The sequence below is a fragment of the Pseudoxanthomonas sp. X-1 genome (genome assembly GCF_020042665.1).
Classification (GTDB): Bacteria; Pseudomonadota; Gammaproteobacteria; order Xanthomonadales; family Xanthomonadaceae; genus Pseudoxanthomonas_A; species Pseudoxanthomonas_A spadix_A.
Genome location: NZ_CP083376.1, coordinates 2,250,871 through 2,275,903, shown reverse-complemented (window position 1 = coordinate 2,275,903; position 25,033 = coordinate 2,250,871). Strand labels below are relative to the sequence as shown.

24 protein-coding genes are annotated in these 25,033 nt (G+C 70.0%); 14 read left to right on the top strand and 10 right to left on the bottom strand.

From position 1 onward, the window contains the following. Positions 1-170 precede the first annotated feature (170 nt). The 8 genes from LAJ50_RS10060 to LAJ50_RS10025 form a co-directional block, all read right to left on the bottom strand. A complete protein-coding gene (locus LAJ50_RS10060; protein WP_138651092.1) occupies positions 171-1,400 on the bottom strand; it encodes an MFS transporter in 1,230 nt (409 codons plus the stop codon). Between the two features lie 183 nt (positions 1,401-1,583). Beyond that, positions 1,584-2,273 (bottom strand): OmpA family protein, encoded by a 690-nt coding sequence (locus tag LAJ50_RS10055; protein WP_224096291.1) that lies wholly within the window; start codon positions 2,271-2,273, stop codon positions 1,584-1,586. A gap of 131 nt (positions 2,274-2,404) precedes the next feature. Further along, complete coding sequence (locus LAJ50_RS10050) at positions 2,405-3,820, bottom strand: deoxyribodipyrimidine photo-lyase (RefSeq protein ID WP_138651093.1); 1,416 nt, start codon at positions 3,818-3,820, stop codon at positions 2,405-2,407. A gap of 81 nt (positions 3,821-3,901) precedes the next feature. Beyond that, positions 3,902-5,308 (bottom strand): replicative DNA helicase, encoded by a 1,407-nt coding sequence (locus LAJ50_RS10045; protein ID WP_130551975.1) that lies wholly within the window; start codon positions 5,306-5,308, stop codon positions 3,902-3,904. Positions 5,309-5,610: 302 nt separating this feature from the next. After that, positions 5,611-6,060 (bottom strand): 50S ribosomal protein L9, encoded by a 450-nt coding sequence (rplI, locus tag LAJ50_RS10040; protein ID WP_130518196.1) that lies wholly within the window; start codon positions 6,058-6,060, stop codon positions 5,611-5,613. A gap of 172 nt (positions 6,061-6,232) precedes the next feature. Then, positions 6,233-6,463, bottom strand: coding sequence for a 30S ribosomal protein S18 (rpsR, locus tag LAJ50_RS10035; protein WP_093137332.1), 231 nt, complete (start codon positions 6,461-6,463; stop codon positions 6,233-6,235). 12 nt (positions 6,464-6,475) lie between these two features. Continuing rightward, positions 6,476-6,904, bottom strand: coding sequence for a 30S ribosomal protein S6 (gene rpsF / locus LAJ50_RS10030; protein WP_130551976.1), 429 nt, complete (start codon positions 6,902-6,904; stop codon positions 6,476-6,478). 265 nt (positions 6,905-7,169) lie between these two features. Then, positions 7,170-7,508 carry an iron-sulfur cluster assembly accessory protein gene (locus LAJ50_RS10025; protein ID WP_138651094.1) on the bottom strand — a complete coding sequence of 113 codons (339 nt, stop codon included), beginning with the start codon at positions 7,506-7,508 and terminating at the stop codon, positions 7,170-7,172. Between the two features lie 152 nt (positions 7,509-7,660). Here LAJ50_RS10025 and asnS point away from each other — a divergent pair, with 152 nt between their 5' ends. The 12 genes from asnS (at position 7,661) to LAJ50_RS09965 (ending at position 18,746) form a co-directional block, all read left to right on the top strand. Next, positions 7,661-9,061: an asparagine--tRNA ligase gene (asnS, locus tag LAJ50_RS10020; protein WP_130522649.1), complete on the top strand. Its 1,401-nt coding sequence runs from the start codon at positions 7,661-7,663 to the stop codon at positions 9,059-9,061. 4 nt (positions 9,062-9,065) lie between these two features. Next, entirely contained in the window at positions 9,066-9,332 is a 267-nt protein-coding gene (locus LAJ50_RS10015; RefSeq protein WP_130551979.1) for a hypothetical protein, read from the top strand. After that, positions 9,329-9,634, top strand: a complete 306-nt coding sequence (locus LAJ50_RS10010) for a hypothetical protein (RefSeq protein WP_130551980.1) — start codon at positions 9,329-9,331, stop codon at positions 9,632-9,634. The genes LAJ50_RS10015 and LAJ50_RS10010 overlap by 4 nt, the downstream gene beginning before the upstream one ends. After that, positions 9,631-9,942: a hypothetical protein gene (locus LAJ50_RS10005; RefSeq protein WP_138651095.1), complete on the top strand. Its 312-nt coding sequence runs from the start codon at positions 9,631-9,633 to the stop codon at positions 9,940-9,942. Before LAJ50_RS10010 ends, LAJ50_RS10005 begins: the two co-directional genes overlap by 4 nt. A 9-nt stretch (positions 9,943-9,951) precedes the next feature. After that, positions 9,952-10,581 (top strand): FMN-binding negative transcriptional regulator, encoded by a 630-nt coding sequence (locus tag LAJ50_RS10000; RefSeq protein ID WP_138651096.1) that lies wholly within the window; start codon positions 9,952-9,954, stop codon positions 10,579-10,581. Between the two features lie 155 nt (positions 10,582-10,736). Then, the gene (locus LAJ50_RS09995; protein WP_138651097.1) at positions 10,737-11,525 is read left to right on the top strand and encodes an SDR family oxidoreductase; all 789 of its coding nucleotides are present in this window, start codon (positions 10,737-10,739) and stop codon (positions 11,523-11,525) included. A gap of 43 nt (positions 11,526-11,568) precedes the next feature. Next, complete coding sequence (gene nei, locus LAJ50_RS09990; protein WP_130551984.1) at positions 11,569-12,381, top strand: endonuclease VIII; 813 nt, start codon at positions 11,569-11,571, stop codon at positions 12,379-12,381. A gap of 163 nt (positions 12,382-12,544) precedes the next feature. After that, positions 12,545-13,210, top strand: coding sequence for a carbonate dehydratase (can, locus tag LAJ50_RS09985; protein ID WP_138651098.1), 666 nt, complete (start codon positions 12,545-12,547; stop codon positions 13,208-13,210). 34 nt (positions 13,211-13,244) lie between these two features. Further along, the gene (locus tag LAJ50_RS09980; protein ID WP_138651099.1) at positions 13,245-13,775 is read left to right on the top strand and encodes a 3-hydroxyanthranilate 3,4-dioxygenase; all 531 of its coding nucleotides are present in this window, start codon (positions 13,245-13,247) and stop codon (positions 13,773-13,775) included. Between the two features lie 106 nt (positions 13,776-13,881). Next, entirely contained in the window at positions 13,882-16,008 is a 2,127-nt protein-coding gene (locus LAJ50_RS09975; RefSeq protein ID WP_138651100.1) for an FUSC family protein, read from the top strand. 76 nt (positions 16,009-16,084) lie between these two features. Then, positions 16,085-17,353 (top strand): kynureninase, encoded by a 1,269-nt coding sequence (gene kynU, locus LAJ50_RS09970; protein WP_138651101.1) that lies wholly within the window; start codon positions 16,085-16,087, stop codon positions 17,351-17,353. Between the two features lie 28 nt (positions 17,354-17,381). Beyond that, positions 17,382-18,746, top strand: a complete 1,365-nt coding sequence (locus tag LAJ50_RS09965) for an NAD(P)/FAD-dependent oxidoreductase (protein ID WP_224096536.1) — start codon at positions 17,382-17,384, stop codon at positions 18,744-18,746. 40 nt (positions 18,747-18,786) lie between these two features. On the opposite strand, the gene LAJ50_RS09960 is transcribed toward LAJ50_RS09965, so the two are convergent. Next, the gene (locus LAJ50_RS09960; protein ID WP_138651102.1) at positions 18,787-20,292 is read right to left on the bottom strand and encodes a serine hydrolase domain-containing protein; all 1,506 of its coding nucleotides are present in this window, start codon (positions 20,290-20,292) and stop codon (positions 18,787-18,789) included. A 120-nt stretch (positions 20,293-20,412) separates the two neighbouring features. Further along, a complete protein-coding gene (locus tag LAJ50_RS09955) occupies positions 20,413-21,402 on the bottom strand; it encodes a LacI family DNA-binding transcriptional regulator (RefSeq protein ID WP_138651103.1) in 990 nt (329 codons plus the stop codon). Positions 21,403-21,557: 155 nt separating this feature from the next. Between LAJ50_RS09955 and ptsP the strand changes: the two genes are divergently transcribed. Continuing rightward, the gene (ptsP, locus tag LAJ50_RS09950) at positions 21,558-24,065 is read left to right on the top strand and encodes a phosphoenolpyruvate--protein phosphotransferase (protein WP_138651104.1); all 2,508 of its coding nucleotides are present in this window, start codon (positions 21,558-21,560) and stop codon (positions 24,063-24,065) included. Next, a complete protein-coding gene (gene pfkB / locus LAJ50_RS09945; protein WP_138651105.1) occupies positions 24,062-25,009 on the top strand; it encodes a 1-phosphofructokinase in 948 nt (315 codons plus the stop codon). Before ptsP ends, pfkB begins: the two co-directional genes overlap by 4 nt. Positions 25,010-25,033: the final 24 nt, after the last annotated feature.

Below are 25,033 nucleotides of genomic sequence, written 5' to 3'. Positions count from 1 at the left end.
CTGCCGCCGAGGACATGGTTCTGAATCGCCATCTGGCCCTGTTCAACCGATTTAGATCGATTGAAATTTCGCATACCGGATGACGGATTGCATCCCGCAGCGCAGCACCGCGGTCGTTTCGGACGCGCGTGCTGCGGCGTTGCGGTGGCGCAGGGTCGGCTGCGCAGGCCTCAGCACGGCATGTCCGCCGTCGCCCCGCCCGCCTCACGCCGCTCGGACCGGCGCGCCAGCCCGTAGAGCACCAGGCCGGCGGCCGCGGTCGCCGCGCCGACGTAACCGGTCACCGTCCAGCCCAGCCCGGCGCCGATCGCCAGGCCGCCCAGCCACGGCCCCAGCGCGTTGGCGACGTTGAAGGCGGCGTGGTTGGACGCGGCCGCCAGGGTCTGCGCGCTGGAGGCCACGTCCATCAGCCGGGTCTGCAGCACGGGCGCCAGGCTGACCATCGTGCCGACGGCGACCACCGCCGGCAGCAGCGTCCAGACCGAATGCGCGCTGGCCGGGAACAGCAGCAGCACCGCCGTCGACCAGGCCAGCACCACCGGCGTGGCGCGGAACTGCAGCCGGTCGAACAGCCAGCCGCCGCCGACGTTGCCGAGGATGCCACCGACGCCGAAGGCCATCATTGCCACCGGCACCCAGCGCTCGTCCAGGCGGGTCACCTCGAGCAGCGTCGGCGCCAAGTAGGAGAACACGCAGAACATGCCGGCGAAGCCGATCGCCCCGATCGCCAGTGCGTACCAGACCTGCGGACGATGGAAATCGCGCAGCTCGCGCAGCGGGTCCTGCCGCGGTTCGTTCGGATCCGGCTTGAGCAGGGCCGCGACCAGCGCCACGGTCAGCAACGCGAGCGCGCCCACCAGCCCATAGGCGTAGCGCCAGCTCAGCACTTGGCCCAGCCAGGTCGCCAGCGGGTTGCCGACCAGCATCGCCACCGACAGGCCGAGCATGACCCGGCTGACCGCGGCCGCGCGACGGTCGGCCGGGCTCATCGAGGCGGCCACCAGCGCCGCCACGCCGAAGTAGGCGCCATGCGGCAGCCCGGCGATGAAGCGGAACACCAGCCCCACGCCATAGTTCGGCGCCAGCGCGCTGGCCAGGTTGCCCAAGGCGTAGAACCCCATCAGAAGCAGCAGCAGCGTGCGTCGCGGCAGGCGCGCCCCCAGGATCGCCAGCACCGGCGCGCCCACCACCACGCCCAGCGCATAGGCGCTGATCAGATGGCCGACCTGCGGCTCGCTGATCGACAGGCCGCGGGCGATATGCGGCATCAGGCCCATCGAGGCGAACTCGCCCACGCCGATCGCAAAGCCGCCCATCGACAGGGCGAAGAGGATCAGCACGTAGACGCGGCGGGACACGGGCGCGGCCGGCGCGGCGCCGGGCCTGGGCGTGGAGGCCATGGAGATGCCTGGGCGGATGCGGAAGGCCGTGCATTATGACGCGCCGCAACATCGAACTGGTCGCACGCTGTTTTCCATCGCGTGGATGGCGCCACCAAAAGCGCCGGCGGCCGCGGCATCCAAAGCACAACGGGCCGCGTGCGCGGCCCGTTGTGTCCAGCAATGCGTGCGGAAGTTCGCGCGTCAGCCGCCCTGCTCGACCGGCAGCACGCGGATCTCGACGCGACGGTTCTGCGCGCGACCGGCGTCGGTATCGTTGCTGGCGATCGGATAGCGCTTGCCCATGCCGATCACCTCGAAGCGCTGACGCATCAGGCCCTGGCCGATCAGGTAGTCGGCGACCGAATTGGCGCGCGCCTCGGACAGGGTCTGGTTGACCGCATCGCTGCCCACGCTGTCGGTGTGCCCGCTGACCTCCACGATGGTCTGGTTGAACTCCTTCAGCGTGGCGGCGACATTGTTCAGCGCCGGATAGAACTGCGGCTTGAGCGCGGACTTGCCGAAGTCGAAGGTCACCCCGTCCGGCAGGTTGAGCTTGATGACATCCCCGTTGCGGCTGACGTCGATGCCGGTGCCGGCGGTCTGGCGCCGCAGCTCGGCTTCCTGGCGATCCTGGTAGACGCCGATCGCGCCACCGGTCAGGCCGCCGACGCCGGCGCCGATCAACGCGTGCTGGCGGCGCGAGGTCGCGTCGTGGCCGCTGAGCAGGCCCACCGCCGCGCCGATGCCGGCGCCGATCAGCGCGTTGTTGCGGGTGCGGTTGGGATCGTTGGGATCGCTGGTCTGGCCGGTGTAGGTGGCGCAGCCCGTCAGCACGGTGGCGGACAGGACGCCGCACAGCAGCGTGCGGGACAGCAGCTTGGAAGTGTTCACGGTAAGAGGCCTTTCCGGGGGTGGTCCGGGTTGTTGCGGTGTGCGCACGCTAACGCCAACGGCGACAAACTCCGATGAATCGCACGCCGGTGAGCCCGGACCGGTTCAGCGGCGCGAAATTCCTGTCAGGTTCAACGCGTCGCCGCATAGGCCGCCAGCGCGGCCTCGCGCCCTTCGGACAGGTCGACGAGCGGCTGGCGCGGATAGTCCGGTGCCAGGCGTTCGAGCAGGTCGGGCGATTCCCACGGGGCGAAACGCGCCTGCAGCGGCAGCGCTTCGAGTTCCGGCACCCAGCGGGTGATGTAGCGCGCCTTCGGGTCGAACTTCTGCGCCTGGGTCACCGGATTGAAGATGCGGAAGTACGGCGAGGCGTCGGCGCCGGTGCCCGCCACCCATTGCCAGCCCAGCGTGTTGTTGGCCAGGTCCGCATCGATCAGCGTGTCCCAGAACCAGCGCGCCCCTTCCAGCCAGTGCACGCGCAGGTGCTTGGTCAGATAGCTGGCCACGAGCAGGCGCACGCGGTTGTGCATCACGCCGGTCTGCCACAGCTGGCGCATGCCGGCATCGACGATGGGCACGCCGGTGCGGCCGCGCTGCCAGGCCTGCATGCGGCTGGCATCGACCCTGGCCCAGCGGAAGCCGTCGAAGCGCGGATTGAGGTTGTCCTCGATCGTGTGCGGGAAGTGGTGCATCAGGTGGTAGGCGAACTCGCGCCACACCAGCTGGCGGATGAAGCCCTCGATGTCGCGCTCCAGCCTGGCGCTGCGCACCTGCTCCAGCCGCGCGACCACCCGCCAGGGCGCGATCTCGCCGAAGTGCAGGTGCGGCGACAGCTGCGAGGTGCCGGTCCGGTCCGGCAGGTCGCGCTGGTCGAGATAGCCCGACAGCGCCCCGTCGACGAAGACCTCCAGTGCCTCGTGCGCGCCGGCTTCGCCGGGCTGGTGCTGCGCCCAGAAGCCCGCATCCCAGCCCAGCCGCGGCTTGAGGCCGAGCGCGTCGACGCCTTCGCTGCCGATGGCGGCGGGCACCGGCGGCAGCGTGCGCGGCGCGTCCTGCAGCGCACGCCGCGGCAGCGCGGCCAGCACGCTGCGGTAGTAAGGGGTGAACACCTTGTACGGCCCGCCGCTCTTGGTGGTCACGTCCCAGGGCTCGGCCAGCAGCGCGGCGTTGCAGCTGCGCGCATCGAAGCCCTGATCCTTCAATGCCTGCTTGATCGCCGCATCGCGTGGCTGGGTGACCGGCTCGTACTTGCGGTTCCAGAACAGCGCCTGCGCCCCGCTCTGCGCGATCAGCGCCTCCAGCACCCGGCTGCTGTCGCCCTGGCGCACGACCAGGCGCGAGCCGCGTGCGTGCAGATCGGCGCTCAACGCCTTGAGCGAGCGGTGGCGCCAGGCATTGGACGCCGCGCCGGGCGCCCAGCGGCCTTCCTCGTGCGGGGCGTGGATGTAGACCGGAACCGGATCGAAGCCGGCCTCCAGCGCCATGTGCAGGGCTGGATTGTCGGCCAGGCGCAGATCGTTGCGGAACCAGACCAGTGCGGCGGGCATGCGGGCCTTGGGGCGGAAGGAGAAGGCCGCGATGGTGCACACCCGGCCGGCGCGGGGCGGTGAAGCCGCGCGCCGACGGTGTTACTCGAAGCTGCCCACCGAGTCGTGCGCGAGGTTGTCGAAGCGGGTGTACTCGCCGAAGAACTTCAGCTTGCACGAGCCGGTCGGGCCGCCGCGGTGCTTGCCGATGATGATCTCGGCCAGGCCCTTGTCCGGCGAATTTTCCTTGTTGTAGTAGTCGTCGCGGTAGATGAACACGATCATGTCCGCGTCCTGCTCGATGGCGCCGGATTCGCGCAGGTCGGCCATCACCGGACGCTTGTCGGTGCGCGTTTCCAGCGAGCGGTTGAGCTGGGACAGGGCGATCACCGGCACGTTGAGTTCCTTGGCCAGGCCCTTGAGCGAGCGGCTGATCTCGGAGATCTCGGTGGCGCGGTTCTCGCTGTTGCCCGGCACGCTCATCAGCTGCAGGTAGTCGATCACGATCAGGCCCAGCTCGTGCTCGCGCTTGAGCCGGCGGCACTTGGAGCGCAGCACCTCGGGCGACAGGCCCGGGGTGTCGTCGATGAAGATCTTGGTCTCCTTGAGCATGCGGATGGCCGCGGTGACCCGGCTCCAGTCCTCGTCCTCCAGCTGGCCGTTGCGCAGGCGCTGGGCGTTGATGCGCCCGTTGGAGGAGATCAGGCGCAAGGCCAGCTGCGCCGAGGACATTTCCATCGAGAACACGGCCACGGCCTTCTTCGACTTGATCGCCGCGTATTCGGCGATGTTCAGCGCGAAGGTGGTCTTGCCCATGGCCGGACGCGCGGCCAGGATGATCAGGTCGGTCGGCTGCAGGCCGGCGGTCATGCCGTCGAACTCGGTATAGCCGGTGGGCAGGCCGGTGATGGTGCCGCCGTTGTTGTAGCGGTCCTGCAGCACCGAGAACGCGTCCTTCAACGCGTTGGGCATGGCCACGAAGTCGCTGCGCCCGCGCGCGCCGGCCTCGGCGATGGCGAACACCTTCTGCTCGGCCGCGGCCAGCAGCTCGGCGCTCTCGCGGCCTTCGGGCTGGAAGCCGTTGTTGACGATCTCGGTGCCCACGTCGATCAGCTGGCGCATCACCGCCTTGTCGCGGACGATCTCGGCGTAGGCGGTGATGTTGGCGGCCGAGGGCGTGGAGCTGGCCAGTTCGATCAGGTAGGCGCCGCCGGCGATCAGGTCCGACTGGCCCTGCCCTTCGAACCATTCGCCCAGGGTCACCGCGTCGAACGGGCGGCTGCGCTCGGCCAGCTCGCTGATGGCGCGATAGATCAGCTGGTGGTCGCGGCGGTAGAAGTCGTTCGGGGTGAGCTTGTCGTTGACCCGGTCATAGGCCTCGGGTACCAGCATCAGCCCGCCCAGGACCGCCTGCTCGGCCTCGATCGAGTGCGGCGGCATGCGCAGCTGTTCGATGCGCGCATCGGTGGGATCGTTACGGAACTCGCGATCGCGACGGGGTGCAGCCATGGGGTTTCAGGTCTCGAAGAACGAACGCGCCGACGCGCACGGCCATGTTAGTCAGCCAGCCGCGGGACGGATATGCATAAGGCTGTGGACAAGTGGTGGAGAAGATGTGCGTTGCGCGTCTCAGCGGCTGCGAGCGCGCGTTCTGGCTTCGGGCGGCATCGCTTCGGCAGGCAGTGGCCGCCGGACCGCTGCCCTTCCGGAGCCCGCAACGACTAGGGGTCGCATTCTTCGCTCGTGAGAGAACGCAAAACAAAACGGGCGCCTCGCGGCGCCCGTCTTATCGAACCGCGTTGCCTGAGCGATCAGGCTTCGGCTTCGACCACCACCTTGACGGTGGTTTCCACGTCGGCGTGCAGCTTCAGCAGCACGTCGTACTCGCCGATGTTGCGCAGCGGGCCTTCGCCCATGACCACTTCGCTCTTCTCCAGCGGCAGGCCGGCGGCGGTGAAGGCCTCGGCGATGTCGCGCGGGCCGACCGAGCCGAACAGCTTGCCTTCGGTCGAGGCGTTGGCCTTGACGGTCACGCTGGCGCCTTCGAACTTGCCGGCGCGGCCGGAAGCCTCGTCGTGGATGGCCTTGGCCTTGGCTTCGTACTCGGCGCGCTTGGCCTCGAACTCGGCCACGTTGGCGGCGGTCGCCGGCACGGCCTTGCCCTGCGGCACCAGGTAGTTGCGGCCGTAGCCCGGCTTGACGCTGACCTTGTCGCCCAGGACGCCCAGGTTGGTCACTTTCTGCAGGAGGATCAGATCCATTTCTTTGCTCCGTTATTCGTTAGCGGCGCAGGAGCGCCGCAACGGTTGCTGTCCGAATAGGACGGGTGTCGTTGAAGCAGGAGTGAGTGGAGAGGAGTGAGAAGTGAGCGACAGCCGAGGCTTCTCTCACTTCGCACCATCTTGCGGCGCTAGCCGCCACTCACTTCCGCACTCAGACGTCGTGGTTGTCGGTGTACGGGATCAGGGCCAGGAAACGGGCGCGCTTGACGGCCGTCTGCAGCTGGCGCTGGTAGCGCGCCTTGGTGCCGGTGACGCGGCTGGGGACGATCTTGCCGGTCTCGGTCAGGTACTGGCGCAGGGTGTTGAGATCCTTGTAGTCGATCTCCTTGACACCTTCGGCCGTGAACTTGCAGAACTTGCGGCGACGGAAGAACTTGGACATGGTCAGGGTTCCTTAGGCGGCTTCGGCGGAGTCGGAATCGTCGTCGGACTTGGCGTTGTCGCCATCGTCGTCGCGACGGCGGCGCTCGCCGCGCTCGGGCTTGTCGCCCTTCTCGTCCTTGCTCTTCATGATGATCGACATCTCGGTGTCGGCCACGTCGCCGTCGCGCTTCATGATCAGGTGACGCAGGATGGCGTCATTGAAGCGGAAGGTCTCGGTCAGCTCGGCCAGGGTGGCCTGGTCGACTTCGACGTTCATCAGCACGTAGTGGGCCTTGACCAGGTTCTGGATCGGATAGGCCAGCTGGCGGCGGCCCCAGTCTTCCAGGCGCACGATCTTGCCGTTGCCGTTCTCGATGATGCCCTTGTAGCGCTCGACCATGGCCGGCACCTGCTCGCTCTGGTCCGGGTGGACCAGGAACACGATTTCGTAAAAACGCATTGTCGTTCCCTTTCGGATGATGGCCGAAGGCGCGTGCCGCCGGCCGGACAGCCCCCCGCGGATGCGGTGGAGCAAGAGCCCCGACGGCCTGGCGGCCGGCAGGGAGCAGGAAATTATGTCAGGTCAAGGGGTTGCGCGCAATCGTGCGGAGATGGGGTGCGATTCGGGCGGCCGCCTGCCCGGCACCCTGAGTCCGGCACCAGGACTGCGCAGGTAGCGTCAGCGACGCGTTTGCCCCCTGCCCCGCCTGGCGCTCCCTGATGCCTCAGGCCGCGTTGGCGTCGGTGGTGAAGCTCTCGCCGCAGCCGCATTCGGCCGTCGCATTGGGGTTGGCGAACAGGAATTCCTCGCCCAGCCCGCGCTTGCCGAAGTCGATCCGGGTGCCGTCCACCAGCGGCAGGCTGTCCGCATCGACATAGATCCGCACGCCGTCCTGCTCGAACACGGTGTCGCCCTCGCGCTGCTCGCGGGCCAGGTCGGTCACATGGCCCCAGCCGGAGCAGCCGGTGCGGGTCACGCCGAAACGCAGCCCCAGCGCGCCGGGCGTGGACTGGACGAAGCGCTGGATGCGCTGGTGGGCAAGAGGCGTGAGGGTGATGGCCATGGCGATGCCTGCGATGCTGCGGACTGGAATTATAAGGCGGTGCCTGCGGCGCCGAACGCGCCAAGGAGCGAACGGAGCGTGCCCGGCGCGTGCGGCAAACGGTAGACTTGCCCGTTCATTCAGATCGAGCCGAACGGGCCGGGATTCAAGACATGACGGTGGTGAGCGTCGAACATGCGCTGGCGGGCAAGCTCCCGGCCGGCGGCGAGGTGACGGTACGCGGTTGGGTGCGCACGCGGCGCGACTCCAAGGCCGGCCTGTCCTTCGTCAACGTCAGCGACGGTTCGTGCTTCGCCCCCATTCAGGTCGTGGCGCCCAACACCCTGCCCAACTACGAATCCGAGGTGAAGCACCTGACCGCCGGCTGCGCGGTGATCGCCACCGGCACCCTGGTGGCCTCGCAGGGCCAGGGCCAGCGCTTCGAGATCCAGGCCGAGTCGGTCGAGGTGGTCGGCTGGGTCGAGGATCCGGAGACCTACCCGATCCAGCCCAAGGCGCACTCGCTGGAATTCCTGCGCGAGGTGGCGCACCTGCGCCCGCGCACCAACCTGTTCGGCGCGGTCACCCGCATCCGCAACTGCCTGGCCCAGGCGGTGCACCGCTTCTTCCACGAGAACGGCTTCAACTGGATCTCCACGCCGATCATCACCACCTCCGACGCCGAGGGCGCCGGGCAGATGTTCCGCGTCTCCACGCTGGACCTTGCCAACCTGCCGCGCAACGCCGCCGGCGAGGTGGACTTCGGCCGCGACTTCTTCGGCAAGGAGACCTTCCTGACCGTGTCGGGCCAGCTCAACGTCGAGGCCTACTGCCTGGCCCTGAGCAAGGTCTACACCTTCGGCCCGACCTTCCGCGCCGAGAACTCCAACACCACCCGGCACCTGGCCGAGTTCTGGATGATCGAGCCGGAGATCGCCTTCGCCGACCTGGCCGAGGACGCGCGCCTGGCCGAGGAGTTCCTCAAGTACCTGTTCAAGGCCGTGCTCGACGAGCGCATGGACGATCTGAGCTTCATCGCCGAGCGCGTGGACAAGACCGCGATCAGCAAGCTGGAGGCGTTCATCAACGCGCCGTTCGAGCGCATCGACTACACCGATGCCATCGAGCTGCTGCGCAAGTCCGGCAAGAAGTTCGACTTCCCGGTCGAATGGGGCCTGGACCTGCAGACCGAGCACGAGCGCTGGCTGACCGAGGAACACGTCGGCCGCCCAGTGGTGGTGACCAACTACCCCGAGCACATCAAGGCCTTCTACATGCGCCTGAACGACGATGGCCGCACCGTGGCGGCGATGGACGTGCTGGCGCCCGGCATCGGCGAGATCATCGGCGGCAGCCAGCGCGAGGAGCGCCTGGACGTGCTGGACGCGCGCATGGCGCAGTTCGGCCTGGATCCGTCGCATTACGGCTGGTACCGCGACTTCCGCCGCTACGGCACGGTGCCGCACGCCGGCTTCGGCCTGGGCTTCGAGCGCCTGGTGGTCTACGTCTGCGGCCTGTCCAACATCCGCGACGCGATCCCCTATCCGCGCGCGCCGGGCAACGCGGAGTTCTGAGCACATGCACGCGCAGCTCTGGGTGCAGGTGGCGACGTTCATCGCCGGATTCGCGGCCTTCGGCCTGGGCCTGGTCGGCATCACCCGCAGCCTGCGCCTGCAGAAGCTGCTGATGGCCAAGCAGGAACAGGGGCTGGACCTGCGCGCCACCAAGGCCGATCCGCAGGTGCGCGCGGCGATGCAGGGCCTGCGCGCGCCGCTTATCTGGGCCACGGTGCTGGCGGTGTGCTCTGTCGCCCTGCCCTCGCTGGCGGGCCTGGTGCTGTCGTGATCCTGTTCTTCGCCCTGCTGTTCGTGGCCACGGCGATCGCCGGGTTCTGCGCGTTCGTGATCTTCTGGCCGCTGACCCTGATCCACGTGCGCGACCGCCATCCCCAGGTCGCCGCGGAACTGGGGGCCGGCGCCTTCATGAAACCCGCCGCGCTGGCCTGGCTGCTGCGCGGTACCTATCTGCAGCGCCAGGACGGTGCATTGAACGGCCTGGCCACGCCGGCGCGCATCGCCGCGCTGGTGATCGTCTGCGGCCTGGCCATGGCCGGGCTGCTGTGGCTGGCCTACGAGGTGGTGAAATGAGCGACACGACACGCGTCCAGTGGTGGCTGGCCACGCTGGGCCAGACCCTGATCTGGGCCCGGCTGCGGATCAAGGAGGCCGGCACCGCCGAGGTGCTGGACAGCGACGGCAACACGCTGGCCTACGACAGCGAGGACAGCGCCCGCGCGGCGCTGTTCGACGCCGAGTTCGTCGCCTACGACGGGCTGGATGAGGAGGATGCGTTGCTGCGCGGCTTCTCGCTGCACGAGGTCATCCCGCCGCACGCCGACGACGATGCCGCGCTCAAGCCGCTGATGGTGCAGCGGCTGGCCGGCGGGCACGCCTGAGCCTGGGCGGTGTATACGCCGCGCGCCTTCGCCGAAACCGACCTGGCGCGGCTGGACGCGCTGATCGCGCGCGACGCCTTCGTCACCCTGATCACCGGGCGCGACGACGGCACGCCCGAGGTCAGCCATCTGCCCGTGCGCTACGCCCGCGACGGCGCGCGCATCGTGCTGGAAGGCCACTGGGCCAGGCCCAACCCGCAGGCGCGTCACAGCGGAAAAGCATTGGCCATCGTCCACGGCCCGCATGCCTATGTTTCGCCTTCGGCCTATCCGGACAAGGCGCAGGCCGCGCGGGTACCGACCTGGAACTATGCCGTGGCCCATCTGCACGGAGTGCTCGAGCGCATCGAGGACACCGATGCCCTGGCCGACCTGGTCGACCGGCTCAGCGCGCACTTCGAGGCCAGCGTGGGCCGCGACTGGCGCTTCGAGTACGAGGATCCGCGTCTGGTCCGGCAGCTGGCCGGCATCGTGGGCTTTCGCCTGGTGGTCGAGCGGATCGAGCTGAAGTTCAAGCTCAGCCAGAACCATCCGCGCGTCAACCAGCAGGCCGTGATCGACGACCTTTCCACGCGCGCGGATTCCGCGGCGCATGAGGTGGCCGCGCTGATGCGCGGCTCGATCGATACAGCGGACTGACGCAGGGCGCCCCGTGGGAGCCGCCATGGCGGCGACCGGCTTTACCGGGAAAGCCCCATCGCCGCCATGGCGGCTCCCACAAACAGCACGGCAACTCGACGCCGTCACCTGCGCGGCGGCACAGTGGGGCCCTGCATCTGAGTGGGAGCATTGCGATGGACCTGAACCTTTCCGGCCGCCATGCGCTGGTCTGCGGCGCCTCGGAGGGCATCGGCCAGGCGGCGGCGGTCGAGCTGGCGCTGCTGGGCTGCGATGTCACCGTGCTGGCCAGGCGCCAGGCCAGGCTGCAGCAGGTCGTGGCGGAACTGCCACGCGTGCACGAGGGCCAGGCGCATGGCTGGCTGGTCGGCGACGATGGCAAGAGCGACATGCTCGCCACCGATGTCGGCGCACTGGCCGCGCGCAAGCCGGTCCAGATCCTGGTCAACAACGGCGGCGGCCCCCCGGGCGGACGCGCCATCGATGCGGACCTGGAGGCGTACCTGACCGCGTTCCGTCACCACACCCTGGCCAACCATGTGCGCGTGCAGGCGGTGCTGCCCGGCATGCGCGCCGCGGGCTGGGGCCGCATCGTCAACGTGGTCTCGACCTCGGTCTACGAGCCGATCCCCAACCTGGGCGTGTCCAACACCATCCGCGCTTCGGTGGCCGGCTGGGCCAAGACCTTGTCGCGCGAGCTGGGGCCCGACGGCATCACCATCAACAACGTGCTGCCCGGCTTCACCCGCACCGCGCGCATGGACCACATCGTCCAGGACCGGATGCAGGCCAGCGGCCAGAGCGCCGAACAGGTCATCGACGGCATCGCCCAGGGCGTGCCGGTGCGCCGCATCGGCGAAGCGGCCGACATCGCCGCGGCCATCGCCTTCCTCGCCAGCCCCGCCGCCGGCTACATCACCGGCGTCAGCCTGGCCGTGGACGGCGGCCGCCTGCAGTCGATCTGACGCCTGCACGCGGCCGCGACTCTTTCCCTGATCGAATCCGCCCATGCCTGAAGGTCCCGAGATCCGTCGCGCCGCCGATCGCCTGTTCGAGGCGGTCGGCAACCAGCCCCTGGAGCAGGTGTGGTTCTACCCACCCTCGCTGAAGTCCAAGCAGCGCGGGCTGATCGGCGCGCGCATCACCGCCATCGACACGCATGGCAAGGCGATGCTGACGCGCTTCGACAACGGCACCACGCTCTACACCCACAACCAGCTCTATGGGGTATGGCGGATCGCCGAGGCCGGCGAGCGACCGGAGACCAGCCGCAGCCTGCGCGTGGCGCTGGAGACGGCCGACAAGGCCATCCTGCTGTACTCGGCCTCGGACATCGCGCTGTGGAAGAACGCGGAGCTGGCCAGCCATCCCTTCCTGTCCAAGCTCGGACCGGACGTGCTGGACAAGCGCCTGACCGCCGCTGCGGTGGAAAAGCGCCTGCAGGAGCCGCGCTTCATGCGCATGTCGCTGGCGGCGCTGCTGCTGGACCAGGGCTTCCTGGCCGGGATGGGCAACTACCTGCGCTCGGAGGTGCTGTTCGAGGCCGGCATCGCGCCCACGCGCGATGCGGCGGGCTTGAACCCGGACGAGCGCCGGCTGCTGGCCAGGGCGCTGCTGGACGTGCCGCGCCGCAGCTATCGCAGCCGCGGCATCCGCAAGGCGGCGGGCATGCGCGCCGACTACCTGACCGATACGCCCGATGGCTTCGCCTTCAAGGTCTTCGACCGGGCCGGGGAGCCATGTCTGGATTGCGGCACGCTGATCCGTCGCCGTGAGCTGGCGGGGCGGCGGCTGTACGACTGCGCGCATTGCCAGCGGTAGTAGTGCGTTCTGGGTGGGAGTCGCCACGGCGGCGATCGGGCCTTGCTGGGAAGGCCCATCGCCGCCATGGCGGCTCCCACCAAGCTCCCACCTGTCTCCCCACCACGCGCTGGGCCAGGGCTTCCATACCGCCTTCGCGGGGGCTTCTGCGATAATCGGCGGCATGACCGATCTCAACGACCTGCTGCGCAACAACCTGGACTGGGCCGACAAGGTCCGCAAGGACGATCCGGGCTTCTTCGAACGCCTGTCCAAGCAGCAGTCGCCGCGCTATCTGTGGATCGGCTGCTCCGATTCGCGCGTGCCCGCCAACCAGATCCTGGGCCTGGACCCGGGCGAGGTGTTCGTGCACCGCAACGTGGCCAACGTGGTGGTGCACAGTGACCTCAACTGCCTCTCGGCGGTGCAGTTCTCGGTCGATGTGCTCAAGGTCGAGCACATCCTGATCGTCGGCCACTACGGCTGCGGCGGCGTGCATGCCAGCATGACCGGCATGCGCCTGGGACTGGTGGACAACTGGCTGAGGCACGTGGGCGACGTGGCCGGCAAGCACGCGGCGCGGCTGGAACGGGTCGAGAACGAAGCCCTGCGGCATGCGCGCCTGTGCGAGCTCAACGTGATCGAGCAGGTCGCCAACCTGTGCCACACCACGATCCTGCAGGACGCCTGGGCGCGCGGCCAGCAGGTGGCCGTGCACGGCTGGTGCTACAGCCTGTCCGACGGCCGCGTGCGCGAGCTGGGCATGGACGTGGCCGGCCCCGACGATTTGCAGCCGGCCTACGCGCGCGCCCTGGCGGCGATGCCGACCACCGGCAAGCGCGACGCTTAGCCGCGTTGCCCCGCCCCGTTCCCAGGAGCCTGCCATGCTGCCCGCCCCGCTCAACCTGCAGGCCTGGATCGAGGAACACCGCCACCTGCTCAAGCCGCCGGTCGGCAACAAGGTGATCTACGCCGGCGACTTCATCGTCATGGTGGTCGGCGGGCCGAACGCGCGCACCGATTACCACTACGACGAAGGGCCGGAGTGGTTCTACCAGCTGGAGGGGCAGATGGTGCTCCGCATCCAGGAGGACGGCGCGCCACGCGATATCCCGATCGGCGCCGGCGAGATCTTCCTGCTGCCGCCGCGCGTGCCGCACTCGCCGCAGCGCATGGAGCACTCGGTCGGGCTGGTGATCGAACGCCGTCGCCTGCCACACGAGCAGGACGGGCTGCTGTGGTTCTGCGAGCGCTGCAACCACAAGCTGTACGAAGAGTACTTCCCCCTGCGCAACATCGAGACCGACTTCCCGCCGGTGTTCGACCGCTTCTACGCCTCGCGCGAGCACCGCACCTGCCAGGCCTGCGGTCACCTCAACCCGGCGCCGACGCGCTATGTGATGCCGGATACGTGAGCAGGCGCGCGTGGTGGGACGAGGCGTGAGCGATGGCGGCTGAGTCCAGGCCGGCCTCGCCTCCGCGCTTGCTCACGCCTCGCCCCGCTTCGCCCACTTCTTTCCCATGTCCCCGTTCCTGCGCAGCCTGATCCGCCTCAAACCCCGCGATATCCCGGTGCGGGTCGCGCTGCGCAACTCCTTTGCCGTGTTCGCCTCGCTGGCGGGCGGGGTGTGGGCGGGCGAGCCGGCGATCGGCCTAGGGATGGCGATCGGCGCACTGCAGACCATGTTCGCCGATCAGCCCGGCGCCTATGGGCTGCGCATGCGGCGCATGCTGATGACCGCCTCGATCGCCGGCCTGTCGGCCGCGGTCGGCATCCTGGTCGGCCAACACCTGGCGCTGCTGGCGGTGGCGGTGTTCGCGGTGGGCTTCGCCGGCGGCCTGGTGGTGGCGCTGGGGCCGCTGGCCGCGCGCAACGGTCTGGCCAGCATGATCCTGCTGATGGTCTGCGCCAACATGGGCCTGTCGCCCGCGCAGGCGCCGGGCGTGGCCTTGCTGATCTTCGCCGGCGGTCTGCTGCAGATGGTGATGGCGGTGGCCGCCTGGCCGCTGCAGCGCTACCGGCCCGAGCGCTTCGCCCTGGCGACCATCCTGCAGCAGCTGGCCATCACCGCGCGCACCCGTCCCGACGCCAGCCAGCCCTCGCCCACCCTGCAGGCGGCGCAGGACACGCTGCTGTTGCTGCACGGCCAGCACCATACGCGCGGGGTGGCGCTGCAGTCGTTCCGCATCATGGCCGAGCTGTGCGAGCGCACCCGCATCGACCTGCTGGCGCTGGCCGACGTGCACGCGCGCCTGGAGGACGCCAAGGCGCGCGAACTGCTGGAGACCGTGCTCAAGCAGGCCGCGCTGGTGCTCGACCATCTGGCCGCGGCGCTGCGCGAGGCCGCCTCGCCGCAGCGCGCAGAGGGTGACGTGGCCCGGCTGCAGGCGCTGGTGCCGGCGGTCGAGGCCGCGCGCAAGAGCGCCACCGGCAGCCGCGATCAGCGCCTGCTGCGCCTGGCCAGCGGTCGCGCCGCGGGACTGGCCGGACAGCTGCGTGCGCTGGTGCGCAACGGTTACTGGGCCAGCAGCCAGGGCCAGATCAACGCCCAGCAGGTCGAGGCGCGGCTGCCGCCGTCGATGCGGCCCAATTCGCCCTGGGTCACGCTGCGCGCCAACCTGACGCTGTCCTCGGCCGCATTCCGCCATGCCCTGCGCTGCGCCACGGCGCTGATGGTCGCGCTGGTGCTGGAGAAGACGCTGAAGCTGCCGCACGGGACCTGGATCCCGATGACCACCGCGATCGTGCTCAAGCCCGATTTCGGCGGCACCCTGAGCTTCGGCGCCGGGCGCGTGGTCGGCACCCTGGCCGGGCTGGTGGTCGGCACCGCGCTGATCCACTACGCGATGGACGGCACGGTGGTGCGCCTGCTGCTGCTGTGGCTGTTCTGCTTCGGCTTCCGCCTGACCACGCAGATGAACTATGGCCTGGGCGTGGCCCTGCTGACCGGCATGCTGGTGATGCTGCTGTCCTTCGAGGGCTATGCGCCGGGCGAGGCGCTGAGCGCGCGCGTGGTCGCCACGCTGATCGGCAGCGCACTGGCGATGCTGACCTATGCGCTGTGGCCCACCTGGGAAGGCAAGCGCACCCGCACCGCGCTGGCGACCCTGCTGGAGGCCGACCAGCGACACCTGAGTGCCCTGCTGGCCGGGCGCGTCGACGTGCTGGACGATACGCGCGTGGCCGCGCGCGCGGCGCGTACCAACGTCCAGGCCTCGATCGACCGGCTGCGCGCCGAGCCGCGCCGCCACGGCAACCGCGACGAGGCGCAGCTGGCCGAATCGCTGCTGGCCAACGCCACGCGGCTGATGCGGGCGCCGCTGACGCTGGAGGCCCAGCTGCGCGAGGGCGCCTCGCTGCCCGATCTGCCCGAGCTAGGCGCCTTCGCCCAGGCGCTGGACGCGGCCCTGGGTGCCCAGGTGCGCTACCTGCGCCAGACCGGCAAGTTCTCCGAGATTCCCACCCTGCGGCCCGACGAACGCCGCCTGGCCGAGGCCGTGCCGCACGCGCAGGAGACCGCCTTCGCCCTGCTCGATGCGGCCGACCGCATCGCCGACAGCGTCGATACCGTCACCCACCTGCTGCGCCGCCGCCATGCCCGGTCCTCCGCGGCCCCGGTCGCGGCGGCGGGCGGTGCGCCCGGGTAGACTTCGAGGCTTCGCCGCGTGGTCGAGGCCGCCGGCGCCGGTGCTTCTTTCGATTCGCTCAAGTTCCCGAGTTTCCATGTCCGACGCCCGCACGCATGCCATCGCCCTGGACGCCGCAGATCCGCTGCGCGACTTCCGCCAGGAATTCCTGATCCCCCGGCACAGGCAGACCGAACAGGTGTACTTCTGCGGCAACTCGCTGGGCCTGCAGCCCAAGGGCGCGCGCAAGGCGGTCGAACAGGTGCTGGACAAGTGGGCGCACGAGGCGGTGGAAGGGCACTTCCGCGGCCAGGGTCAGTGGATGACCTACCACGAGCAGGTGCGCGAGCCGCTGGCGCGGGTGGTCGGCGCGCTGCCCAGCGAGGTGGTGGCGATGAACACCCTCACCGCCAATCTGCACTTCATGATGGTCAGCTTCTACCGGCCCACGCGCGAGCGTCCGGCGATCCTGATCGAGGGCGGGGCGTTTCCTTCCGACCGGCACGCGGTCGAATCGCAGATCCGCTTCCATGGCTTGGACCCGGCCACCGACCTGATCGAGCTGGAACCGGACGAGCCCGAAGGCACCATCTCGATGGCCGCGCTGGAGGCGGCGATCGCCACGCACGGCCCGCGCCTGGCGCTGGTGCTGTGGCCCGGCATCCAGTACCGCACCGGGCAGGCCTTCGACCTGGCCGAGGTGGCGCGGCTGGCGCATGCGGCCGGCGCGGTGGTCGGCTTCGACCTGGCCCATGCGGTCGGCAATCTGCCGCTGGCACTGCACGATGCGGACGCGGACTTCGCCGTGTGGTGCCATTACAAGTACCTCAACGCCGGACCAGGCGCGGTGGCCGGTGCCTTCGTGCATGCGCGCCACGCGCAGACCGACCGGCCGCGCTTCGCCGGCTGGTGGGGGCACGAGAAGCAGACCCGCTTCCTGATGGCGCCGGAGTTCACGCCGACGCCGGGCGCGGAAGGCTGGCAGCTGAGCAACCCGCCGGTGCTGGCGATGGCCCCGCTGCTGGCCTCGCTGGCGCTGGTCGATCGCGCCGGCGGCATGGCGGCGCTGCGCGAGAAGTCCGAGCAGCTGACCGGCTTCCTGGAGGAACTGATCGAGGCCCGCGTGCTGGACACGCTGGAGATCATCACGCCGGCCGAGCCCGAGCGCCGCGGCTGCCAGCTGTCGCTGCGCGTGGCCGGCGGGCGCGAGCGCGGCCGTGAGCTGTTCGACTACCTGGCCTCGGTGGGCGTGCTGGGCGACTGGCGCGAGCCGGATGTGATCCGCATCTCGCCGGTGCCGCTCTACAACAGCTTCAAGGACGTCTACCGCTTCGTCGAGGAAGTGGAACTGTGGCGCGGCGTATGAGCCGGGCCGCCACAGCGGGCGCGCTGCGTTGAACGTCTCGGCACGCCCCATCACCCTGATCGGCGCCGGCCTGGCCGGCAGCCTGCTGGCGATCCTGCTGTCGCAGCGCGGCTGGCAGGTGACCCTGTTCGAGCGCCGCGGCGATCCGCGCATCAAGGGCTACGAATCGGGCCGCTCGATCAACCTGGCCCTGGCCGAGCGCGGCCGCCACGCCCTGCGCCAGGCCGGCGCCGAGGACGCGGTGATGGCCCGCGCGGTGATGATGCGCGGGCGCATGGTGCATGCGCTCGGCGAAGCGCCGCAGCTGCAGCGCTATGGCCGTAACGACAGCGAGGTGATCTGGTCCATCCACCGCGCCGACCTCAACATCGCCCTGCTCGACCTTGCCGAGGCGGCCGGGACGAAGATCCAGTTCTACCGCCGCCTGCACACCGTGGATTTCCCGGCCGGCTATGCGCGCTTCATCGATGACCGCGACGATTCGCCGCACGACATCCGCTTCGACACGCTGATCGGTGCCGACGGCGCCGGCTCGGCGCTGCGCGCGGCGATGGACCGCGCCTGCCCGCTGGGCGCGCGCACCGAGTTCCTGGGGCATTCCTACAAGGAACTGGAGATCCCGCCGGCCGAGGGCGGCGGCTTCCGCATCGAGCCCAACGCGCTGCACATCTGGCCGCGCGGCGACTACATGTGCATCGCCCTGCCCAACGACGAGGGCACCTTCACCGTCACCCTGTTCCTGCCCAACGAGGGGCCGACCAGCTTCGCCACGGTCGCCAGCGGCGCGCAGGCCCGCGCCCTGTTCGAACGCGACTTTCCCGACGCCCTGCCCCTGATCCCCGAGCTGGTTCACGACTGGGAGGCGCATCCGCCCGGCCTGTTGGGCACGCTCTACTTGGACCGCTGGCACCTTGGCGGGCGCGCGGTCCTGCTGGGCGATGCGGCGCACGCGATGGTGCCCTTCCACGGCCAGGGCATGAACTGCGCCTTCGAGGACTGCGTGGCGCTGGCCGAGCAGCTGGACCGGGCCGATTCACTGGCGCAGGCCTACGCGGCCTTCGAGGCCCAGCGCAAGCCCAATGCCGCGGCGATCCAGGCCATGGCCCTGGAGAACTACATCGAGATGCGCGACCGCGTGGACGATGCCGACTTCCTGCTCCAGCGCCAGCTCGAACAGGCGCTGCAGCAGCGCCACCCGAACCGCTTCGTGCCGCACTACACGATGGTCACCTTCATGCGCATTCCCTACGCGGTGGCGCTGGAACGCAGCGAGCTCCAGCGCCAGTTGCTGCGGGAGGCGACCGCCGGCCATGCGGACCTGTCGCAGATCGACTGGGACCTGCTGGACCGGCGCATCCAGGAGACCCTGCCAGCGCTTCTTTCGCCCGCCTGAAGCGCCAGCACCCTGGGCGCCGGCGACGCCGCGCGCCGGTTCACTCGCTTCCCAGTTCCTTCAGGATGCCGCGCAGGCGGGCATCGTCAGGGGCGAGTTCCGAGGCCTTCCGGTAGCTGCGGATCGCCTGCTCACGCTGTCCGTTGGCGCGATAGGCTTCGCCCAGGCTGTCATGCACATTGGCCGATGCCGGATGCGCTCCGGCGTTCCACTGGAAGACCACGATGGCCTCCGGCACGCGCTGCATTCTCAACAGGCGATAGCCGAGCGTGTTCAGCGCTCGCTCGGACGTGTCGTACTGGCTGGCGTTCGCGCCCAGCGCCTCGTAGGCCTTGCGCATGCCCTCCACGCCCTGTGACAGGGCCAAGGGAATCAGCAGGTCGCCCAGGTTCTTCCTGGCCAGCGTTACCGGCTTGCCGTGCAGCACGTCCATCAAGTCCCTGCCCAGGGTCGCCACGGTCTCGCCCTGCCAGTAGTTGTCCAGGATGACCACCATCGATTCATCCTGTTCGGAGCGGAGCCAGAAGCTCTGGTAACCCGGCACGCTGCCCGTGTGCGACACCACCTTGTACGTGCCGCCCGACGGCGTATGCCACTGCTCCACTCCCCAGCCATAGCCGTACTCGGAGCGGTAGTCGGTCCACATGGCCTGCCGCCAGCGCTCGTCCAGGAGCGCGTTTCCATAGAGGGCGCGATCCAGGCGGAACAGATCGTCGACCGTGGCATACAGACCGGCAGCCGAAAACGAGACCGTCGGATCGATCGGCATGGGCCGTGCCAGGCTGAGATCGGGTTTGGTCTGATAGCCCTCGGCCAGGCGTGGGATGACCTCGCTGGCGTGGTACAGCCCGCTGTGCTTCATGCCGGCCTTGTCGAGAATCCGGCTCCGCAGGTTCGCTTCATAGCTGGCGCCGGTCACCTGCTCGATGAGCAGGCCGAGCAGGAAGTAGCCGGAGTTGTTGTAACGCCACACCGTGCCCGGGGCGCTCTGCAGTGTTCCCGTGATCCACGCCTTGGCGAAGTCTTGGGGCGCGAACGATTGTCGCGCCTGGGTCTGCCACCATGGATCGTCGTAGCTGCTGGGGACATCGACGATGCCCGAGGTATGGTTGAGCAGTTGCGCCACCGTGACCGCGGCCGCGGGCGTGTCGCCATAGAGCGCGGGCAGATACTCGCCAAGCGTTCCGTCCAGCCGCAGCTTGTGCTCCTGCACCAGTTGCAGGACCAGGATGGCGGTGATCGGCTTGCTCAAGGAGCCGATCCGAAACACCGCGTCGGCCGCGTTCGGCACCTGCCATTCGCGGTTGGCCAGCCCGTAGGCGGCGCGGTACACGACGCGTCCATGCTGGGCGACCAGCACGACGCCATTGAAGCCACGGTTCGTGGCGTAGCTGTCGACCAGCTGCTTCAGCTCGGCGGGTCGGACCTGGGCCATGGCCTGTCCCGAGAGGCCGGCCAGCAGCACCAGGAGCGCTGCCATGAAGGGCGGCATGCCGAGCCAGACCCGATTGCCTTTCCGGGCGAAAGCAAAGCTGAAACGGCGCATCCATGGACCTTTGGGTTTCGATGACTGCCGCTTGGATGCGGGAAAGCGCGCGCGGGTTTAGAGCCCCCATCCACATGGCCGATGGCGCACGTCCGAGCGGTTCCAAGCCGCCACGTCGCGTCAGGGCTGCATGGCGCAGGTCGAACCGCGCAGCACGCAGCGTGTGGCCATCACCAGCCGGCGCACGGGCAGCTCGGGCGACTTCATCCGCTCCAGCAGCAGCGACATGGCGGCCCGGCCCATCTCCTCGACGGGTTGTTCGACCACGCTGATGCCGGGCTCGACCAGCTCGGTCCAGCGCTCGTTGTCGAAGCCGGCCAGGGCCAGCTGATCGGGAATGGACAGCGTCGCCGCACGCGCGGCGCGCAGCGCGCCCATCAGCAGCAGATTGTTGCTGGTCACCAGCGCACGCGGCCGGTCCGGCTGCGCCAGCCACGGGCCGACCGTGGCGATGGCGGCCTCCGCCGTGGGCTCGATCTCGCGATAGTCCGGCGCCAGGCCGTGGGCCTGCATCGCGGCCAGATAGCCGTCGCGGCGCTCGGTCGCGGTGGTGCTGGTGCTGCCGAACAGGCCACCGATGCGGCGATAGCCCTGCGCCAGCAGATGCCCGACCAGCTCGGTCATGGCCGCGGCGTTGTCGATCACCACGCTGTCGTGCCGTCCGCTGGCCGGCGCGCGGTCGACCAGCACGGTGGGATAGTCCCACTGCATGCGCTCCAGCCGGCCCACGGTGGTACGGGTGGGCGCGAAGATCAGGCCGCTGATGCGCTCTTCCTGCATCATCTGCAGATACAGCGCCTCGCGCGATGGATCCTCGTCGGTGTTGCACAGCATGACGCGCAGCCCCTGCTGATAGGCCACCGCCTCCACCGCGCGGATCAGCGCGGTGAAGAAGGGATTGCGGATGTCGGCCACGATCACCCCGATGATGCCGCTGTGGCGCGAGCGCAGGCGCCGGGCCTGCAGGTTGAGCCGGTAGCCGGTCTGGGCGATGGCCGCCTCCACCCGCGCGCGCACCTCGGCGCTGACCGCGCCGCCGCCGATCACGCGCGAGACCGTGGACTTGGACACGCCCGCCACGCGGGCCACGTCGTTGATGCTGATGCTCACTGGGATCGTTTCCCTCGCTTCCTCGCCGGCGCCGGCTGCCGTGACCCGGTCACAGCGTAGCGCGGCCAATCCTTTTGGCTTTTGTGCAGTGCACATTGAAATTTTGATTGGGAACGTTCCCAATTACATCTCAAGAGATCTGCCTGGAGTTCCTCGTGTCGCCACAACCCTCCCCCGCGCCGGTCGCGCTGGAACTCGTTCGCCTCAATGCCCAGGCCCGCGACAAGGCCGATGCCATCGCCCAGGTCGCCCAGCTGCTCACCGCGGGCGGCTGCGTGGCCGAGGGCTACCAGGCCAGCATGTCCCGCCGCGAGGAGCTGGCGAACACCTTCCTCGGGCACGGCGTGGCCATTCCCCACGGCCTGGGCGAGGACCGTCACCTGGTGCGCCGCGATGGCATCGCCGTGCTGCAGCTGCCGCAGGGCGTGGAATGGAATCCGGGCCAGATCACCCGTCTGGTGGTCGGCATCGCCGCCCAGTCCGACACGCACATCACCCTGCTGCGTCGGCTGACGCGGCTGATCCAGGACGAGGCGACGCTGCAGCGCCTGTTCGCCACCACGGAAGCGGAGCAGATCGTCGCCGCGCTTTCCGGCGACACCGCTGCCCAGCCGGCCGCGCCGGCTACCGACCTCGAGCATCGATTCGACTGGACCATCGCCTACCCCAACGGGCTGCATGCGCGCCCCGCCACGCGCTGGGCCGAGGCCGCGCGCCACTTCGTGGCGCGCTTGCAGGTTCGCGCCGGCGACCAGGCGGCCGACGCCAAGAGCCTGGTGGCGCTGCTGCAGCTGGGCCTGCACCAGGGCGACGCGATCGTGGTCTCGGCCGAGGGCCAGGACGCCGAGCCGGCCCTGGCCGCCCTGCGCAAGGCGATGGACGGGCTGATCCTGCAGGAGAAGGCCGACGCCGAACGCGCCGCCCAGCGCCGCGCCGCGCCGGTCAACGGCTGGACCCCGCCCGAGGCGCAGGCGGCCATCGTCGGCATCGGCGCCAGCCCGGGCCTGGCGATCGCGCCGGTGCACGTGCTGGCCGGCGCGCAGACCGAGGTGGCCGACCGCCCCACGCCGCTGGGCGAAGGCGGCGCGCAGCTGCATCAGGCCCTCAGCCGCACCCGCCAGCAGTTGCGGGCGCTGGAGGACGACACCCAGCGCCGGCTGGGCGCGGCGGACGCGGCGATCTTCAAGGCCCAGGGCGCGCTGCTGGACGACACCGATCTGATCACCCGCGCCTGCCAGTTGATGGTCGAAGGCCACGGCGTGGCCTGGTCCTGGCACCAGGCCATCGAACAGACCGCCTCGGGCCTGGCGGCGCTGGGCAATCCGGTGCTGGCCGGACGCGCCGCGGACCTGCGCGACGTCGGCCGGCGCGTGCTGGCCCAGCTCGATCCTAGCGCCGCCGGCGGCGGCTTGGCCGAGCTACCCGACCATCCCTGCATCCTGCTGGCGGCCGACCTGTCGCCGTCGGACACGGCCAACCTGGATCCGCAACGCGTGCTCGGCCTGGCCACCGCGCAGGGCGGCCCCACCTCGCATACCGCCATCCTCTCGCGCACGCTCGGCGTGCCGGCGCTGGTGGCCGGCGGCGCCGACCTACTGGCCGTGGCGCCGGGCACCGAGGCCATCCTCGACGGCAACAGCGGGCGCCTGTACCTGTCGCCCTCGGCCAACGACCTGGCCGCCGCGCGCGCCTGGATCGACGAGCAGCGCCAGGTGCGCGAGCGCGAGGCCCAGCAGCGGGCGCAACCGGCGCAGACCACCGACGGCCATCGCATCGACATCGGCGCCAACGTCAATCTGCCCGACCAGGTGCCGCTGGCGCTGGAACAGGGCGCCGAGGGCGTGGGCCTGATGCGCACCGAGTTCCTGTTCCTGGAGCGCAGCAGCACGCCGGACGAGGAAGAGCAGTTCCAGACCTATGTGGCCATGGCCGCCGCGCTGGACGGACGCGCGCTGATCGTGCGTGCGCTGGACATCGGCGGCGACAAGCAGGTGGCGCACCTGGAGCTGCCGCACGAGGCGAATCCGTTCCTGGGCGTGCGCGGCGCGCGCCTGCTGCTGCGCCGGCCCGACCTGCTCGAACCGCAGCTGCGTGCGCTGTACCGCGCCGCCGCCCAGGGCGCGCGCCTGTCGATCATGTTCCCGATGATCACCTCGGTGCCCGAGCTGATCGCCCTGCGCGAGATCTGCGAACGGCTGCGCAGCGAAGTGGGCGCCCCGCAGGTACCGATCGGCATCATGATCGAGGTGCCCGCCGCGGCCGCCCAGGCCGATCTGCTGGCCCAGCATGCCGACTTCTTCTCCATCGGCACCAACGACCTGACCCAGTACGTGCTGGCGATCGACCGCCAGAACCCGGAACTGGCGGCCGAGGCCGACAGCCTGCATCCGGCCGTGCTGCGCGCCATCCACAGCACGGTCGAAGGCGCCCGCGCGCACGGGCGCTGGGTCGGCGTGTGCGGCGGCCTGGCCGGCGATCCGTTCGGCGCCTGCCTGTTGGCCGGCCTGGGCGTGGACGAGCTGTCAATGACGCCCAACGACATCCCCGCGGTCAAGGCGCGCCTGCGCGGCGCGGCGCTGGCCGATCTGCAGGCGCTGGCGCGGCAGGCCCTGGCCTGCGCCGACGCCACCCAGGTCCGCGCGCTCGAGGGAGCAAGCGCATGAGTCCACGCGTGCTGACCGTCACCCTGAACCCCGCGATCGACCAGACCGTGCGGCTGGAGACGCTGGAGCCCGGCCACGTGCACCGTGCCGGACGCAGCCGGGACGACGCCGGCGGCAAGGGCATCAACGTGGCCGCCTGCCTGGCCGACTGGGGCGTGCCGACCACGGCGCTGGGCGTGATCGGCGTGGACAACGAGGCGGTGTTCCGCGGCCTGTTCGAGCTGCGCGGCATCGCCGATGCCTGCCTGCGCGTGCCGGGGCTGACCCGCACCAACATCAAGCTGGTCGAGCGCGACGGTCGCACCACCGACATCAACCTGCCCGGCCTGTGCCTGGACGCCGGCCACCTGAACGCCGTCGGCCAGCGCCTGGCGGCGCTGCTGACCCCGCAGATGCCGGTGGTCCTGTCCGGCAGCCTGCCGGCCGGCCTGCCGCTCACTGCCTGGGCGCAGCTGCAGGCCCAGGTGCAGGCGGCCGGCGCGCGCGTGCTGCTGGACAGCAGCGGCCCCGCCCTGGTGGCCGCGCTGGACGGCGGATCGGTGCCGTTCGCGGTCAAGCCCAACCGCCACGAGTTGGAGGCCTGGACCGGCCACGCCCTGGACGATAGCGCGGCGGTGCTGGACGCCGGCCGCGCGCTGCTGGCGCGCGGGGTGTCGCTGGTCGTCGTGTCCATGGGCGGCGACGGTGCGCTGTTCCTCGATGCCAGCGGCGCCCTGCTCGCCCGGCCGCCGCGCCTGGCCGATGGCAGCACCGTCGGCGCGGGCGACGCGATGGTGGCCGGCATCGCCGCATCGCTGCTGGAGCCCTCCTTCGACCTGGCCGGCTGCGCGCAGCGGGCCACCGCCTTTTCCATGAGCCGCCTGCACAGCGGCGATGCCCGCCGGCTCGATCCGGCCCAGGTCCGCGCCTGGGCCGGCGAGGTCCGGATCGAACGCATCGCCTGACCGTCAGCGGCCCGGCACATCCCA

Excerpts from the sequence above, each read along its gene's own strand:
- LAJ50_RS10060 (WP_138651092.1), bottom strand. The coding sequence starts at position 1,400 with ATGGCCTCCACGCCCAGGCCCGGCGCCGCGCCGGCCGCGCCCGTGTCC.
- LAJ50_RS10050 (WP_138651093.1), bottom strand. The coding sequence starts at position 3,820 with ATGCCCGCCGCACTGGTCTGGTTCCGCAACGATCTGCGCCTGGCCGAC.
- LAJ50_RS10045 (WP_130551975.1), bottom strand. The coding sequence starts at position 5,308 with ATGGCTGCACCCCGTCGCGATCGCGAGTTCCGTAACGATCCCACCGAT.
- rplI (WP_130518196.1), bottom strand. The coding sequence starts at position 6,060 with ATGGATCTGATCCTCCTGCAGAAAGTGACCAACCTGGGCGTCCTGGGC.
- rpsR (WP_093137332.1), bottom strand. The coding sequence starts at position 6,463 with ATGTCCAAGTTCTTCCGTCGCCGCAAGTTCTGCAAGTTCACGGCCGAA.
- rpsF (WP_130551976.1), bottom strand. The coding sequence starts at position 6,904 with ATGCGTTTTTACGAAATCGTGTTCCTGGTCCACCCGGACCAGAGCGAG.
- LAJ50_RS10025 (WP_138651094.1), bottom strand. The coding sequence starts at position 7,508 with ATGGCCATCACCCTCACGCCTCTTGCCCACCAGCGCATCCAGCGCTTC.
- asnS (WP_130522649.1), top strand. The coding sequence starts at position 7,661 with ATGACGGTGGTGAGCGTCGAACATGCGCTGGCGGGCAAGCTCCCGGCC.
- LAJ50_RS10015 (WP_130551979.1), top strand. The coding sequence starts at position 9,066 with ATGCACGCGCAGCTCTGGGTGCAGGTGGCGACGTTCATCGCCGGATTC.
- LAJ50_RS10005 (WP_138651095.1), top strand. The coding sequence starts at position 9,631 with ATGAGCGACACGACACGCGTCCAGTGGTGGCTGGCCACGCTGGGCCAG.
- LAJ50_RS09995 (WP_138651097.1), top strand. The coding sequence starts at position 10,737 with ATGGACCTGAACCTTTCCGGCCGCCATGCGCTGGTCTGCGGCGCCTCG.
- nei (WP_130551984.1), top strand. The coding sequence starts at position 11,569 with ATGCCTGAAGGTCCCGAGATCCGTCGCGCCGCCGATCGCCTGTTCGAG.
- can (WP_138651098.1), top strand. The coding sequence starts at position 12,545 with ATGACCGATCTCAACGACCTGCTGCGCAACAACCTGGACTGGGCCGAC.
- LAJ50_RS09980 (WP_138651099.1), top strand. The coding sequence starts at position 13,245 with ATGCTGCCCGCCCCGCTCAACCTGCAGGCCTGGATCGAGGAACACCGC.
- LAJ50_RS09975 (WP_138651100.1), top strand. The coding sequence starts at position 13,882 with ATGTCCCCGTTCCTGCGCAGCCTGATCCGCCTCAAACCCCGCGATATC.
- kynU (WP_138651101.1), top strand. The coding sequence starts at position 16,085 with ATGTCCGACGCCCGCACGCATGCCATCGCCCTGGACGCCGCAGATCCG.
- LAJ50_RS09960 (WP_138651102.1), bottom strand. The coding sequence starts at position 20,292 with ATGCGCCGTTTCAGCTTTGCTTTCGCCCGGAAAGGCAATCGGGTCTGG.
- pfkB (WP_138651105.1), top strand. The coding sequence starts at position 24,062 with ATGAGTCCACGCGTGCTGACCGTCACCCTGAACCCCGCGATCGACCAG.